15 protein-coding genes and 1 tRNA gene are annotated in these 12,762 nt (G+C 68.4%); 5 read left to right on the forward strand and 11 right to left on the reverse strand.

Going from position 1 to position 12,762, the window contains the following annotated elements; all coding sequences use genetic code 11:
* Positions 1-3 precede the first annotated feature (3 nt).
* From phnL to Q8N19_RS11590, 3 genes are read left to right on the forward strand one after another with little or no spacing between them, the layout of a single operon-like run.
* Complete coding sequence (gene phnL, locus Q8N19_RS11580) at positions 4-708, forward strand: phosphonate C-P lyase system protein PhnL (RefSeq protein WP_305590781.1); 705 nt, start codon at positions 4-6, stop codon at positions 706-708.
* Between the two features lie 2 nt (positions 709-710).
* Positions 711-1,853, forward strand: a complete 1,143-nt coding sequence (locus Q8N19_RS11585) for an alpha-D-ribose 1-methylphosphonate 5-triphosphate diphosphatase (RefSeq protein ID WP_305590783.1) — start codon at positions 711-713, stop codon at positions 1,851-1,853.
* Entirely contained in the window at positions 1,850-2,539 is a 690-nt protein-coding gene (locus tag Q8N19_RS11590) for a DUF1045 domain-containing protein (protein ID WP_305590785.1), read from the forward strand. Before Q8N19_RS11585 ends, Q8N19_RS11590 begins: the two co-directional genes overlap by 4 nt.
* On the opposite strand, the gene Q8N19_RS11595 is transcribed toward Q8N19_RS11590, so the two are convergent.
* The 5 genes from Q8N19_RS11595 to phnC all read right to left on the reverse strand — a co-directional run bounded on the left by Q8N19_RS11595 (position 2,536) and on the right by phnC (position 5,910).
* The gene (locus Q8N19_RS11595) at positions 2,536-2,844 is read right to left on the reverse strand and encodes a P-II family nitrogen regulator (RefSeq protein ID WP_305590787.1); all 309 of its coding nucleotides are present in this window, start codon (positions 2,842-2,844) and stop codon (positions 2,536-2,538) included. The two genes, Q8N19_RS11590 and Q8N19_RS11595, sit on opposite strands and share 4 nt — an antisense overlap.
* Positions 2,845-2,849: 5 nt before the next feature.
* Positions 2,850-3,824 carry a sodium-dependent bicarbonate transport family permease gene (locus Q8N19_RS11600; RefSeq protein ID WP_305590789.1) on the reverse strand — a complete coding sequence of 325 codons (975 nt, stop codon included), beginning with the start codon at positions 3,822-3,824 and terminating at the stop codon, positions 2,850-2,852.
* Between the two features lie 67 nt (positions 3,825-3,891).
* Positions 3,892-4,512, reverse strand: coding sequence for a phosphonate metabolism protein/1,5-bisphosphokinase (PRPP-forming) PhnN (phnN, locus tag Q8N19_RS11605; RefSeq protein ID WP_305590791.1), 621 nt, complete (start codon positions 4,510-4,512; stop codon positions 3,892-3,894).
* Positions 4,439-5,131, reverse strand: a complete 693-nt coding sequence (locus tag Q8N19_RS11610; protein ID WP_305590793.1) for a hypothetical protein — start codon at positions 5,129-5,131, stop codon at positions 4,439-4,441. The genes phnN and Q8N19_RS11610 overlap by 74 nt, the downstream gene beginning before the upstream one ends.
* On the reverse strand, positions 5,131-5,910 hold the full coding sequence (gene phnC, locus Q8N19_RS11615; RefSeq protein WP_305590795.1) for a phosphonate ABC transporter ATP-binding protein: 780 nt from the start codon (positions 5,908-5,910) through the stop codon (positions 5,131-5,133). Before phnC ends, Q8N19_RS11610 begins: the two co-directional genes overlap by 1 nt.
* Before the next feature lie 183 nt (positions 5,911-6,093).
* Here phnC and Q8N19_RS11620 point away from each other — a divergent pair, with 183 nt between their 5' ends.
* Positions 6,094-6,969: a carbohydrate kinase family protein gene (locus Q8N19_RS11620; RefSeq protein ID WP_305590797.1), complete on the forward strand. Its 876-nt coding sequence runs from the start codon at positions 6,094-6,096 to the stop codon at positions 6,967-6,969.
* On the opposite strand, the gene phnE (Q8N19_RS11625) is transcribed toward Q8N19_RS11620, so the two are convergent.
* The 5 genes from phnE (Q8N19_RS11625) to Q8N19_RS11645 form a co-directional block, all read right to left on the reverse strand.
* Positions 6,966-7,787 carry a phosphonate ABC transporter, permease protein PhnE gene (gene phnE, locus Q8N19_RS11625; protein WP_305590799.1) on the reverse strand — a complete coding sequence of 274 codons (822 nt, stop codon included), beginning with the start codon at positions 7,785-7,787 and terminating at the stop codon, positions 6,966-6,968. The two genes, Q8N19_RS11620 and phnE (Q8N19_RS11625), sit on opposite strands and share 4 nt — an antisense overlap.
* Positions 7,787-8,665 (reverse strand): phosphonate ABC transporter, permease protein PhnE, encoded by an 879-nt coding sequence (phnE, locus tag Q8N19_RS11630; protein WP_305590801.1) that lies wholly within the window; start codon positions 8,663-8,665, stop codon positions 7,787-7,789. Before phnE (Q8N19_RS11630) ends, phnE (Q8N19_RS11625) begins: the two co-directional genes overlap by 1 nt.
* Positions 8,662-9,516, reverse strand: a complete 855-nt coding sequence (locus tag Q8N19_RS11635; RefSeq protein WP_305590803.1) for a PhnD/SsuA/transferrin family substrate-binding protein — start codon at positions 9,514-9,516, stop codon at positions 8,662-8,664. The genes phnE (Q8N19_RS11630) and Q8N19_RS11635 overlap by 4 nt, the downstream gene beginning before the upstream one ends.
* Complete coding sequence (gene phnD, locus Q8N19_RS11640) at positions 9,513-10,460, reverse strand: phosphate/phosphite/phosphonate ABC transporter substrate-binding protein (RefSeq protein ID WP_305590805.1); 948 nt, start codon at positions 10,458-10,460, stop codon at positions 9,513-9,515. The genes Q8N19_RS11635 and phnD overlap by 4 nt, the downstream gene beginning before the upstream one ends.
* A 196-nt stretch (positions 10,461-10,656) precedes the next feature.
* Entirely contained in the window at positions 10,657-11,628 is a 972-nt protein-coding gene (locus tag Q8N19_RS11645; RefSeq protein WP_305590807.1) for a sensor histidine kinase, read from the reverse strand.
* Positions 11,629-12,017: 389 nt separating this feature from the next.
* Between Q8N19_RS11645 and Q8N19_RS11650 the strand changes: the two genes are divergently transcribed.
* A tRNA-Asn gene (locus Q8N19_RS11650) sits at positions 12,018-12,093 on the forward strand.
* A gap of 53 nt (positions 12,094-12,146) precedes the next feature.
* Here the strand turns inward: Q8N19_RS11650 and Q8N19_RS11655 are convergent.
* Positions 12,147-12,587: a VOC family protein gene (locus tag Q8N19_RS11655; protein ID WP_305590809.1), complete on the reverse strand. Its 441-nt coding sequence runs from the start codon at positions 12,585-12,587 to the stop codon at positions 12,147-12,149.
* Between the last annotated feature and the right edge of the window lie 175 nt (positions 12,588-12,762).

Below are 12,762 nucleotides of genomic sequence, written 5' to 3' on the forward strand. Positions count from 1 at the left end.
GCCATGACCGACAAACCCCTGATCATCGTCGAAGACCTGGCCAAGACCTTCGTTCTGCACAATGCGGAGCAGGCCACCATCCCGGTCTTCCAGGACCTGACCCTGCAGGTCGCCGCCGGCGAATGCGTGGTGCTGGCCGGAGAGTCCGGCGTCGGCAAGTCCACTCTCATGCGCTCCATCTTCGGCAACTATCTGCCGACCCAAGGGGCGGTGAAGGTCTGGCAAGACGGCGCCTATGTGGACATCACCAAGGCCAATCCCCACGAGGTGCTGGAGGTCCGCCGCCGGACGCTGGGCTATGTCTCGCAGTTCCTGCGGGTCATCCCCCGGGTGCCGACCCTGCAGCTGGTCATGGAGCCCCTGCTGGAAAACGGCGTCTCGTTCCAAGAAGCCAAGGACCGGGCCAGCGAACTGCTGTCGGCGCTTCGCCTGCCCGAGGCCCACTGGGACCTGCCGCCGGCCACCTTCTCCGGCGGCGAGCAGCAGCGGGTGAACATCGCCCGCAGCTTTATCCGCAAGTATCCGGTCCTGCTGCTGGACGAGCCCACTGCCTCCCTGGATGCGGAAAACCGGGCCATCGTCGTGCGGCTGATCAAGGAGGCCCTGGCTGAGGGCGCCGCCATGATCGGCATCTTCCACGATCTCGACGTTCGCGACGCCGTGGCCAGCCGGCTGTTTGAGGTGTCGCAATTCAAGGCGGCCGCCTGACCATGACCGAGACCCGCATCTTCTCCGACCAGGTGATCACGCCCTCAGGCCAGATCGCCGCCGAACTGGTTCTCCGCGACGGCGTCATCGCCGCGGTGGAGGCCCGGCACGCCTGCCCCACAGGCGCGATCGACTGGACCGGCGACGTGCTGGTCGCGGGCCTGATCGACATCCACACCGACAATCTGGAAAAGCACTACCAGCCCCGCCCGGGCGCCCTGTGGGACGCGTATGGGGCGGCGCTGGCCCATGACGGCCAGTGCGTCACCGCCGGCATCACCACGGTGCTGGACTCCCTCAGCCTGCACGGGCGCAAGGATGGCCTGGATCGCAAGGACGCCCTGGGTCCGATGATCGGCGGCATGGATCGGGCGCAGGCCGACGGCGCCCTGCGCGCCGACCACCTGCTGCACCTGCGCTGCGAGGTGACCAATCCCGAACTGCTCAACCTGCTGGAGCCGCACGCCGACAATCCGCGGCTGAAGCTGCTGTCGGTCATGGACCACACGCCGGGCCAGCGGCAGACCGCCAATGTGGACCGTCTTCAACAGCGCATGGCCGCGGCCGGCCGTTCGCCTGACGAGATCGAGGAGATGCTGGCGCGGCGCCATTCGGGGCGCGATCCGGGCGTGGCCTATGACAACCGCCGCAAGGTGGTGGCGTTCGCCCGGGAATACGGCGTGCCGCTCGCCGCCCATGACGACGAGACCCTGGAGCATGTGGAAGAGGCCCATGACGACGGCTGCATCATCGCGGAGTTTCCCGTCACCCTGACCGCGGCCCGCAAGGCCAAGGAACTGGGCATGTTCGTGGCCATGGGGGCGCCGAACTTCGTGCGCGGCGGCTCGCATTCGGGCAATCTGTCGGCCCGTGAGAGCGCCCAGGCCGGCGTGCTCGACATCCTCGCCTCGGACTATGTGCCCCTCTCCATGCTCCGCTCCGCCTTCATGCTGATCGACGACCTCGGCTGGGCGCCCCAGGACGCCATGGCCACGGTCAGCGCGGCCCCGGCCCGCAGCCTGGGCCTCACCGACCGCGGCGAGATCGTCGCGGGTCAGCGGGCTGATCTGGTTCGGGTCTCCCGCCGGAGTCAGGGCTGGCCCGTCCCCGTCGAGGTCTGGCGCCAGGGCGTCCGTGTGGCATGAGCCCCCGCTACGCCGTCTATTACGCGCCTGATCCGCAAGGGGACCTCTGGGACCTGGCCTGCGCCTGGCTCGGCCGCGATCCGCACCGCAAGGTCGATTGCGTCCGGCCGGCCACGCCGGCGCTCTCCGACCTCGACCTGGACGCCCTCACCGCCAGCCCCCGGGGCTATGGCTTCCACGCCACCCTGAAGGCGCCGTTCGAGCTGGCCGAAGGCGCCACCGAGCGCGACCTGCTAGACTTCGCCGAAGGCTTCGCTGCGCGTCGGACCACTTTCGAGGCCTCCATCTCCCCCCAGGCCTTGGGCCGCTTTCTGGCCTTCCGGCTCAACGATCCCTGCCCGGCCATGGACGCCCTGGCCGAGGCCTGCGTCCGGGACTTCGATCCCTTCCGTGCGCCCCTGTCGGAGGCCGACATCGCCCGCCGGCGCAGGGCGCAGCTCTCGCCCGCCCAGGACTCCCGGATGCTCGAATGGGGCTATCCCTACATTTTCGATGACTTCCGGTTCCACATGACGCTGACGAGCGGGATCGCCGATGACGCCGTGCGCGCCCGGGTGCTGGAGACCCTCTCGCAGCTCTTCGCCTATGTGACCGGCCCGCACCGCTTTGACAGCGTGGCCATCTACCGCCAGGCCGACCGCGACGCGCCCTTCGAGGTCATGTCCCGCTTCAGCTTCGCAGCCTAGAACTTCTCGCCACGCATGACCTCGACGTCTGAGACCGCCACGACGCCTGGATAGTCGGCGAAGAAGTCGGACAGTCTGGCCAGTACGCGATCAGCCACCTCGGTGGTCACCAGGGCGTAGATCAGCCGCTTTTCCTGGCCTGGCGTGAAGTCGCCGCTGCGCCATTCGCCGCTGTCGCCGGCGCCCGCCAGACTGGGCAGCACGGTCCAGCCTCGCACGCCCGCCTCGGCGAGGAAGGATTCGACCCGACGCAGGACCGGCGCCTCGACGATGATCTCCAGCTTCTTGCGCTTGGACAGTTGCATGGATCTCACCCGATGAGGGCGGCGGTGGCCGCAGTGTAAAGGGGAATGCCAAAGACCAGGTTGAACGGGAAGGTCACGGCGAGCGACAGGGTCAGATAGACGCCCGGATCGGCGTCCGGCAGGGCGATCCGCATGGCCGCCGGCACGGCGATGTAGGAGGCGCTCGCCGCCAGTATGGCCAGGACGGCCGCATTACCCGGCGACAAGCCCAGCGCCAGGGACAGGCCGAGCGACAGCACCGAGGACAACAGCGGCATGCAGATCGCAAAGGCGATCAGCGGCAGGGTCAGCGACCGGGCCGCGCTCAGCCGGCGCGCCGCCACCAGGCCCATGTCCAGCAGGAAGAGCACCAGCACCCCCTGGAAGACGGGTCCGACAAAGACCTCCATCTTGCTCATGCCCGCGTCGCCGCTGAGCAGGCCGACCAGGAAGGCGCCGATCAGCAGCACGACCGACCCGTTCAACGCCACCTCACGGAACAGTTCGCCGCGCAGGCCCTGGCGGCCGGCCGCCCCCCCGCCGGCCAGGATCAGGGCCGAGAGGATGGCCGGAGTCTCCATTAGGGCGACCACCGCGACCATATAGCCACCAAACGGGACGCCGCTGACCCGCAGGAATTCTGTGCCCGCCACGAAGGTGACAATGGAGACCGAGCCATAGTGCGCCGCCGTCGCCGCCGCCGTGGTGCGGTCGAGCCGGCTGATGACCTTCAGGACGCCGAAGGCGATGATGGGGATGCCGAAACTCAGGGTCAGGCCGACGCCTGCGGCCTTGAGAAAGTCCGGGCTGAGCCCTGCCCGCGCCGCTTCGACGCCACCCTTGAAGCCGATGGACAGCATCAGGACCAGGGCCAGGGTCTTGGCCGCGCCCTCCGGCACGGCCAGGTCCGACTTGAACCAGCCGGCCCCGAAGCCCAGCAGGAAGAACAGGATGGCCGGGGTCAGCAGATTGGTCAGGGCCAGTTGCAGTGAGTCGACCACGAGCGGCTCCTAGACAGGGGGGCTTAAGGGCCGGCCCTCTTAACAGCTCGCCCCAGCGGCTCCAGGCCTAACCCTCAATCATTATGGCTCTTATCATAGCCATGACGCCCGCTTCTCGTGACCCGTCATTGCGCAGGGTGATCACATCGTCGCCCGCCACGCCGTCGGCCCGGGCGCGGGCGATGCGGTCGGCGATCTCAGCCTCGGTCTCCCGGCCGCGGCCGCGCAGGCGCGCGGCGAGCTGGTCGGGATCGGCGCTAACGGAGACCACGCGCACGGCGCCCAGCTTCCGCCGCGCCTCATCGATCACGCCGCGGGACACGTTGACGACCACCCTGCGCCCGGCGGCCAGATCCTGCAGGATGCCTGCCGGCACGCCATAGCAGAGGCCATGGGCGCGCCAGGACAGGGCGTAGTCGCCGGCCTGTTCGCGGCGGAGAAACTCTTGCTCAGTGACAGGCTGGTGGTCCTCGCCGCCGGCCTCGGCCGGGCGGGTGATGTCGCGACGGACGAAAACGACAGCGGGATTGTCGGCCAGGGCCGCCCGGGCGCCGTCGATCAGGGTGTCCTTGCCGACCCCGGAGGGGCCGACCACCAGGACCAACAGGCCGGCCTCAGGCGTATTTTTCGACGAAGGCGTCGGCGTCGAGGGCGCGGAAGTCGTCGAGGGCGTCGGCGAGGCGTTCATGGTCCCAGTCCCACCAGGCGATCGCGAGAAGGCCGTCCTGCACCGCCTTGGGGAAGCGCTCGCGGATCGGCTTGGACGGCACCCCGCCCACAATGGTGAAGGGGGCGACATCCTTGGACACCACCGCGCCGGCCCCGACAACTGCGCCAGTGCCCACGGTGACGCCAGGCAGCACGGTCACGCCATGCCCCAGCCACACATCATGGCCCAGGGTCACGGTATGGGACCGCCGCCATTCGAAGAAGTCCTGGTCGTCCTCGTCACCCAGCTCATAGGAGATCGCCCGGTAGCTGAAGTGATGCTGGGCGGCCTTCCAGGTCGGGTGATTGCCCGGATTGATCCGCACGTCCCGGGCGATGGAGCAGAACTTGCCGATCTCGGCATAGGCCGAGCTGGAATCGTTCACGATATAGCTGAACGCCCCCATGGCGGTTTCCGACAGGCTGGTGCGCGCGCCCACGCGGCACCAGGGGCCAAGGATGCTGTCATGGACCTGCGCCTGCGGATTGATGACGGGTTCCGGGCCCCCCGTCTTCTCGGCCGGTTCGGCCGGCGGCGTGTAACGCTCGAAATAGCGATAGCCCGGCGACAAGGGCCGGTCGGCGAGTTTCAGACCCATCAGGCGGCGGCCACGGCCGGAGCGAAATCACGGCCAGCCCGCCCTGTGCGCACGCCATAGATCTTGTCGATCACGTCCGGCGTCAGGCCCGCGGGCGCGCCGTCATAGATGATCTTGCCCTTCGACATGCCGATGACGCGGGTGCAGTAGCGCCGGGCGATGTCCAGACTGTGCAGGTTGACGATCACCGGGATGCCCCGCTCGCGGCACACATCCTCCAGGGCCTCCATCACCACCTCTGTGTTGATGGGATCGAGCGACGCCACCGGCTCGTCGGCCAGCAGCATATCAGGCTCCTGCAGCATGGCCCGCGCGATAGCCACCCGCTGCTGCTGTCCGCCCGACAGGGTGGCGGCCCGTTGCAGGGCGACCTGGGCCATGTCCAGGCGATCAAGCTCGAGGATGGCGCGGGCGCGATCCTCGGCGGGGAAGATCTTGAGCAGGGAGGTGGCCGTCGGCCGCTCGGCCAGGACGCCCACCAGGACATTGGTGATCACGTCCAGGCGCGGACAGAGATTGAACTGCTGGAAGATCATGGCGCAGCGGCGGCGCCACTGACGCAGGGGCTTGCCCTTCAGCTTGCCGACATCCTGGCCATCCCAGAGGATCTGGCCTGATGTGGGGTCAGCCAGGCGATTGATCATGCGCAACAGGGTGGATTTCCCGGCGCCCGAGCGCCCGATCACCCCGATGAACTCGCCGCGATCACACTTGAAGGACACGCCGTCGACGGCGCTGACCTCCCCGAACCGCTTGGTCACGTTGCGCAGCTCCAGCATCCTGCCTCCAGGGTTCGGCGGTAAGCTCTTGATGCCTGGAAGCTTAGGGCCGCCCGGTGACCCCGGCGTGACGGCCCGCGAGAGGCTCAGGCCCACCAAGGGAGGATTTGTCGGCTGCACCGTGACGCGGTGTCTCGCCCCCGTCACCGCCTTCACCTAGGTGTGGCCTGCGGAGGCGACCACATGGCGAATTTCCTGGTGATCGGCGCCCTGGCCCTGGACCGACCGGTCTGGCTGGAGGGCGGACTTGAGCGCGGGGGTCGCGTGGCCGGGCGCAGCCTTGAGGGGCGTCTCGCCGCCCGCCTTGGGGGCGGCGGCGCCAATGCCGGCGTCGCCCTGATCCAGGCTAGCCACCGGGTCAATCTGGCCAGCCTTGTGGCGACTGACGACGGTGGCGACCAGTCGATCGCCATGGCCAACGCCGCGGGGCTGGACACCACCCTGGTGGGCCGCCGCCCGGGCGAGAGCCGCACCACCCTGATCCTGATCGAACCGGATGGCGAGCGACTGGTCCTGGGCCTCGACCTTGACCGCGTCCGGCTGGTGCTCCCGCCCCTGCCCTCCCCTGTGGATCATCCGGGAGTTCAGGCCGACGGCGTCTATGTTCGCGCCGCGTTTCCGGGGGCGGACGCCTGGGCCGCCGCCGCCCGCGGTCCCGTGGTTGTCCACTGGCCGGCGCCTGCCTATGCCGGCCCCGCCGATGTGGTGGTCTGCTCGGCCGATGACCTTCAGCCCGACGTTCTGGCCGATCCGTTCAGGGCGGCCCGCCTGGTCTTTGGCCCCCGCCTGTCAGCCATCGTCGTCACCCATGGGGCGGACGGCGCCTGCGCCCATACAGCAGATGGCCAGCTCACAGCGCGCGGTCCCTCCGTCCAGGTCATCGACTCCACAGGCGCAGGCGACGTGTTCGCCGCCGGTCTGCTGGAGGCGCTCAGCGCTGGCGCAAGCCTGCAGGCGGCCCTTCAGCACGCCTGCGCGTGGGGCGCGACCACGGTGCGGCTGGCGAGTTCGGCGCCGCTGGACGCGCCGGCTGGGGCCTATCGCCCGTTCGCCCCCTAGGCCAGCCGGTTGCGCAGGGCTCGGGACAGCGTGTCCAGGCAGGCCACGGCGACCATGTAGAGCAGGATGATGAAGGCCACTTCGTCGAAGGCGAAGATCCGGATCCGCTCGTCCAGTTCAAAGCCGATGCCGCCGGCCCCGACGATCCCCAGCACGCCCGCATTGCGGAAATTGCCCTCCAGGAAAAACAGGGTCTGGCTGGTGGCGACCGGGGCGAACTGTGGCGCAAGGCCAAAGCGCATCACCGCCAGGGGCGATGCGCCCGCCGAGCGAACCCCCTCGATGGGCTTGGGATCGCTGTTTTCCAGGGCCTCGGAGAACAGTTTGGCGAGGTTGGGAATGTCGGCCAGCGCCAGGGCCACCACCCCGGCGAAGGGGCCAAGGCCAAAGGCCGAGACCAGGATAAGCGCCCAGACCAGGGCCGGCACCCCGCGGAAGATGTCGAGGAACCGCCGAAAGGCGAAGTGCAGGGCCGGATTTGCGACCACGGTCTTGGCGCCGATCACCCCCAGCGGCAGGGCCACCACCGCGGCGATCACCGTCCCGGCGAAGGCCATGGCGAAGGTCTCGGCCAGGGCCTTGAGGATGCGCACAGACTGCCCGCCCGACGAGGGTGGAACCATCTCGCCCAGGAACCGGCCGAGTTTGCCAAAGCCGGTCATCAGGGCGCCGGGCGCCAGCTCCAGGTCGATGGCCATGCCCACAAGGGCGGCCAGGGCGAGGATCAGCAGAACCGCGTCCCGCGCCCGGCGGGTCCACGGCGCGCGCAAGGCGTCCGGCGCGATGGCCAGGGCCTGGTCATAGGCTTGCCGGGGCATCAGGCCTTCTCCAGACCGATGAGGCGGTGACGCACGGCCTCGGAGAACAGGTCGATCAGGAAGATCATGGCGATGATGATCAGTAGGATCGCCAGATAGGTGTCGAATTCCGTGTAGGTGATGGACCGTTGCAGCTCCAGGCCGATGCCGCCCGCGCCCACAATGCCCAGGGCCGCGGCGCCGGCCAGGTTCCCCTCCAGCCGAATGAGGGCGTAGGAGGCGTAGTTGGGCAGCACCTGGGGCATGACCCCATAGCGGATCTTTTTCAGGGGGCCGGCTCCTGCGGCCTGCAGAGCCTCCAGCTGGCGCGGATCGATCTCCTCATTGATCTCGGCGAACAGCTTGCCGAGACCACCGAGGGTCGAGATGGTCAGGGTGAGCACCCCGGCCAGGGGGCCGACCCCGAACGCCGCCACCAGGATCAAGGCCATGATCAGGTCCGGCAGGGTGCGGATGGCTTCCAGGATACGCCGCACCACGAACCGCACCGGCGCAAAGGGCATCAGGTTCTGGGCGGTCAGGAACGACGCCCCCAGCGCCAGGACCGAGCCGAGGGCCGTGGCCAGGATCGCCATCTCCACGGTCTGCCAGGCCGCCCGCAGCCAGATGGGCAGGGCGTAGAACCACGAATGCAGGGAGCCGCGGGTCTGCCGGTCTTCGAGCAGGAGTTCAGGCTTCAGGCCCGGATTCATCCGCTGCAGGAAGTCGGCCATGCGTCCCAGGGGATCGCCGCCGATGTCAGAGCCGAAGAACTGGCTGCGCTGGAAGGACACCAGCAGCAGGATGGTGAAAATCGCCAGGCCAAGGGCCGCCTGGCTCCGCTGCCGGATCAGCATCCGGCGGCGATCCCGTTCGAAGGTCTCAATGGCGGTGGTCATGAGCCGACCGTCGGCCCCTGAGCGAGCAGCGCCTTGGCCTCGGTCGGCTCGAACTCCGCCGCCCCTTCGCCGGCCGCCCAGGCGAAGGCCTGCGGCGACTCATTGTGCATGGCCACATGAATGCCGATCAGGCGGAAGCGCCGGTCATCGCTCATATCGGTGCGGATGGCCCAGGCCCCCTTGGCCACCGGACGCTGGCGCCAGACGACCCGCAGATCCTCGCACAGGTCCTCACCGGGCTGGTCGCCACGGCAGAGTTTCTGCCAGGCGCCGGCATGCAGCACCAGGGCCTGGGCCTGACCGGCGCGCAGGCGGGTGGCCGCATCCTCGTGATCCCGAGCCACGATCTGAGCCCCAAAGAAGGCGTCCGCCGCCCCATAGTCGGCCAGGGCGCGGCGCGGAACGTCCAGATTGGCCTTCTGCGCTCCCGCGAAAACCAGGCTCGCGCCGGCAAGATCGCCCAGGCTCTGGGCCGAGGCGGCGCGCGGGACGGCCACCACCACCGGCAGACGGTTCAGGTCCCCGGTCGCGCGCGTCGTCAGGATGCTGCGGGTCTCACCCGAGACGGGTCCGAAGGCCGCGCCGTCAAGCCGGGCCAGGTCGACCGCGCCGCTGGCCAGGGCCCGGGCCGCGCTGGCAGCGTCCGCCACCGGACAGCTCAGCACATCGGTGTCCAGGCGCTGCGCCAGGAGTTCGACATAGGCCCGCTGCGCGGCGGGAAGATCGGCGCCAGGCGGCGCACAGGGACCGGCCTGTCCGGTGATGTCGGCGATCCGCAGCGGCAGGACGGGCGCCTGGGCCTGGGCGGCGCTGAGCAGCACCGCGCCGGCGGCGAGAAGCAGGCGTTTCATCGGCGCTCTCCCGCGCGACGGGCGGCGATGTCGTCGGCGCGCAGCTTGATGATCGGGGCGTAGTGTTCGCGGGTGACCGCCGTATAGGCCGCCCCATCGGGCTGGCCGATGTCGCGCCAGACCTCGGGATCATCATAGGGCAAGGCCGCCATGGCGCCGCGCACCGCATCAACGAATGGCTGGGGCCGGTCGGTGCGGACCACGACGGCGCTGTTGGGAATGGGGCCGGCGGTCCAGATGATCCGGAAGTCATCCAGCTCCACCACGCCGCGCCGGGCCATGGTGTAGTGCGCGCCAGTGGTGAAACCGTGCTCGGGATCGCCGCCGCCAGCCTGGATGATGGTGGCGTCGAACTGGCCGTTGTCCAGGGCCATCACCGCCTGGGTATGACCGCCCGCGAAGCTCGACTTCCCGAAAAAGGTGTCCGGGTCGATCCCCTGTTCGCGCATCACGGCGCGGGGAAACAGGTAGCCCGAGGTGGAGTTGAAATCGACGTAGCCGAGGGTCTTGCCCCTCAGGTCCTGGATCGTGCGATAGGGGCTCTCAGCCATGACCAGCAGGCCGGAATAATAGCCGGTGTCGCCCTCGGCCTGACGGACGGTGAGGATGGGCTGGGCCAGGTCGCCGATCTGGGCGTCCACATTGGCGTAGCCGCCGCCAGCCATGGTGGCGATGTCCACCTGACCGCTGGAAAGCGCCTGGATCGTGCCGTTGTAGTCCGACGACTCGTAGAGCTTGACCGGAAGGCCCGTCGCCTTGCCGATATAGGTCTTATAGGCGGTCAGACGGCGGGTGATCATGGGATCGTCCTCCGACCCCCGGACCGCCATGCGGACTTCGCGCATCTGGCTCTGCCAGGCGCCGTCGGGCGCCTTCGCCTCCCCGCCGCACCCTGCAAGGCCAAGGCCGATCGCCGCCAGGATCACACCTGATCGTCGCCGCATGGGGAACCTCTACGCTGTCATGTCCCGGGGTCGCCAAAGGCCCGCCGCCGGGCCGGAGGTTTCGCATTCGGACATGAAGCCGTGGTGACACCCGGCGCGGGCGACGGGCCAACGGCCGCCGCACTTGTCGGGTCGAGAGTCCGGGGAAGAGGGCCGTGGCAGGCCGGCGGACCGCCGCCGCCTAAATAGCGCGCGCCTAGGTCGGGAAGGTCAGCCGCACCTGAGCGCCGGTTCCCGGCGGAAAGTCCAGCTGACCGCCCAATTGGCCCGCCAGACTGTGCATGATGCCAAAGCCCAGGCTCAGCCGGCCATCAAGGCCGGTGTTGGTGGCGGGGAAGCCTGGACCATCGTCGGCGATCAACAGAACCGCTCGCCCCTCGCCCGTCGGCAGGAGGGACACGTTGATGCAGCCAGAGGTGCGGCCGTCAAACGCGTGCTTCAGGGCGTTGGTCACCACCTCGGCCACCAACAGGAACAGGGTCACCAGCCGGGTGGTGTCCAGCTCCACCTCTTCGGCTTTGACATCGCAGACGACATCGCGCCCGCCGGCGGCCTGCACCAGGTCATCACACAGCTCCCGCAGCGAAGCGGCGACGCTCAGCTCCAGGGTGGCCGGATCGTATAGCCGACGGTGAATCTGGGCCATGGTGACCAAGCGCTCGCGGGCCTCATCCAGGGCCTCGGCGGCCTGGGGACTGTCGATGGTCCGCTTCTTGATCTGCAGGAGGGCCGCCACAAAGGTCATGTTGTTGGCCACCCGGTGCTGCAGCTCCTGGAACATCACCCGCTGACGTTCATAGAGCTGCGCCGTCAGGGCCTGCTCCTGTTCCAGATCATGCAGGGCGCGGCGCATCAGCTCGATCACCGCGATGTCCACGGCCACGACGAAGATGAAAAAGACCAGGGTCAGGCCGCTGGCCGGTGAGAGGCTGAAGCCGATGGGCGGGATAAAGAACCACCACGCCGCCAGACCCGACAGGACGGCGCAGAGAATGCCCGGCCACATGCCAGCCAGGAAGGCGGTCAGAATCACCGCCGGGAAGAAGGTCAGATAGGGGAAACCGGGCGGCAGCACGCCGTCGAGGGCCCAGCGGACATAGAATCCCAGTGCGGCGCTCAGAACGGCGAGACCGTAGGCCAGAAGGGGATTCTGCTGGAAGAGCCGCATAGAGTCTGTGTCGTCCTCCCGCCCCTGGCTCTGGCCTGAGCGGAGATGTGGAACGCGCGCCCGAAGATCGCCTTCGGATCAACAGCTTCCACACATCCGCAGCCGCTGAGCCGGTCGGGGCGATATTGGCTGTAAGGCCTGCCGGAAAGCTTGTCTATCCGCCCGCCGACACACCCGAGAGCCCGGCGCCGCGGCTTAGATCGTTAACCCCCCCTTAACCATAAAAGACCAACCTTCCCTGGTCTTCCTTGAAGACACCCCACCATCACCAACCTTCTCAAGCCCGGCTCCGGCCGGGCTCTTTTTTTGACCTCGGCTGTGGATAGGGGCGCACCGGAGGCTTGCACCGCCCGCCGCCCCGGCGTATAGCCGCCGCCCTACGGTGCTGATCCCCGATAGCTCAGTTGGTAGAGCAGTCGGCTGTTAACCGACTTGTCGCAGGTTCGAGTCCTGCTCGGGGAGCCACCGTCCTTCGTCCGCCGCCGCAGCGGCGGACAACCCTCACCTCACATTTCTGACTACCACTGCCCGACATTAGGCATGGACGACCATGGCTCGGCGGGCGGCAGGGCCGCGCCAGCCTGCAGCAGTTCGACCGAAATGCCGTCCGGCGACCGGACGAAGGCCATGTGCCCGTCCCGCGGCGGGCGGCTGATCACAACACCGCCATCCATCAGGCGCTGGCAGGCGGCGTAAATGTCGTCCACCGCATAGGCTAGGTGGCCGAAGTTCCGCCCGCCCTGGTAGTCCTCAGGATCCCAGTTGTAGGTGAGCTCCACCATCGGCGCCTTGCGGGCCCGCGCGGCCTCCTCGTCCCCCGGCGCGCAGAGGAAAACCAGGGTGAATCGTCCGCCGGCGTTCTCGACTCGCGAGACCTCCACCAGGCCGAGCTTTGCGCAATAGAAGTCCAGGGAGGCGTCGAGGTCGCGTACGCGGACCATGGTGTGAAGATATCTCATCAGGGGTTCCGTCTTCGATTAAGGCCAGGGGGCGCCTTGGCCGGCGCCACGGGTGATCGCGCCATTCTATGCCCTGAACCGAGGTTCGTCAGGCACAGTCGACGCGCCGCGCGCTTCCTGTCTGCGAATTCATTTGCACCACCGCCACGCCCGCCCCACAACGGCGCGGAATCCC

The organism is Phenylobacterium sp. (genome assembly GCF_030693405.1).
Taxonomy (GTDB): domain Bacteria; phylum Pseudomonadota; class Alphaproteobacteria; order Caulobacterales; family Caulobacteraceae; genus Phenylobacterium.

Coding starts and splice junctions, on each gene's coding strand:
- phnD (WP_305590805.1), bottom strand. CDS start 10,460: ATGCGGCGACGATCAGGTGTGATCCTGGCGGCGATCGGCCTTGGCCTT.
- Q8N19_RS11595 (WP_305590787.1), bottom strand. CDS start 2,844: ATGCAACTGTCCAAGCGCAAGAAGCTGGAGATCATCGTCGAGGCGCCG.
- Q8N19_RS11635 (WP_305590803.1), bottom strand. CDS start 9,516: ATGAAACGCCTGCTTCTCGCCGCCGGCGCGGTGCTGCTCAGCGCCGCC.
- Q8N19_RS11620 (WP_305590797.1), top strand. CDS start 6,094: ATGGCGAATTTCCTGGTGATCGGCGCCCTGGCCCTGGACCGACCGGTC.
- phnL (WP_305590781.1), top strand. CDS start 4: ATGACCGACAAACCCCTGATCATCGTCGAAGACCTGGCCAAGACCTTC.
- Q8N19_RS11655 (WP_305590809.1), bottom strand. CDS start 12,587: ATGAGATATCTTCACACCATGGTCCGCGTACGCGACCTCGACGCCTCC.
- Q8N19_RS11645 (WP_305590807.1), bottom strand. CDS start 11,628: ATGCGGCTCTTCCAGCAGAATCCCCTTCTGGCCTACGGTCTCGCCGTT.
- phnN (WP_305590791.1), bottom strand. CDS start 4,512: ATGAACGCCTCGCCGACGCCCTCGACGACTTCCGCGCCCTCGACGCCG.
- Q8N19_RS11590 (WP_305590785.1), top strand. CDS start 1,850: ATGAGCCCCCGCTACGCCGTCTATTACGCGCCTGATCCGCAAGGGGAC.
- phnE (WP_305590799.1), bottom strand. CDS start 7,787: ATGCCCCGGCAAGCCTATGACCAGGCCCTGGCCATCGCGCCGGACGCC.
- Q8N19_RS11585 (WP_305590783.1), top strand. CDS start 711: ATGACCGAGACCCGCATCTTCTCCGACCAGGTGATCACGCCCTCAGGC.
- Q8N19_RS11610 (WP_305590793.1), bottom strand. CDS start 5,131: ATGGGTCTGAAACTCGCCGACCGGCCCTTGTCGCCGGGCTATCGCTAT.
- phnC (WP_305590795.1), bottom strand. CDS start 5,910: ATGCTGGAGCTGCGCAACGTGACCAAGCGGTTCGGGGAGGTCAGCGCC.
- phnE (WP_305590801.1), bottom strand. CDS start 8,665: ATGACCACCGCCATTGAGACCTTCGAACGGGATCGCCGCCGGATGCTG.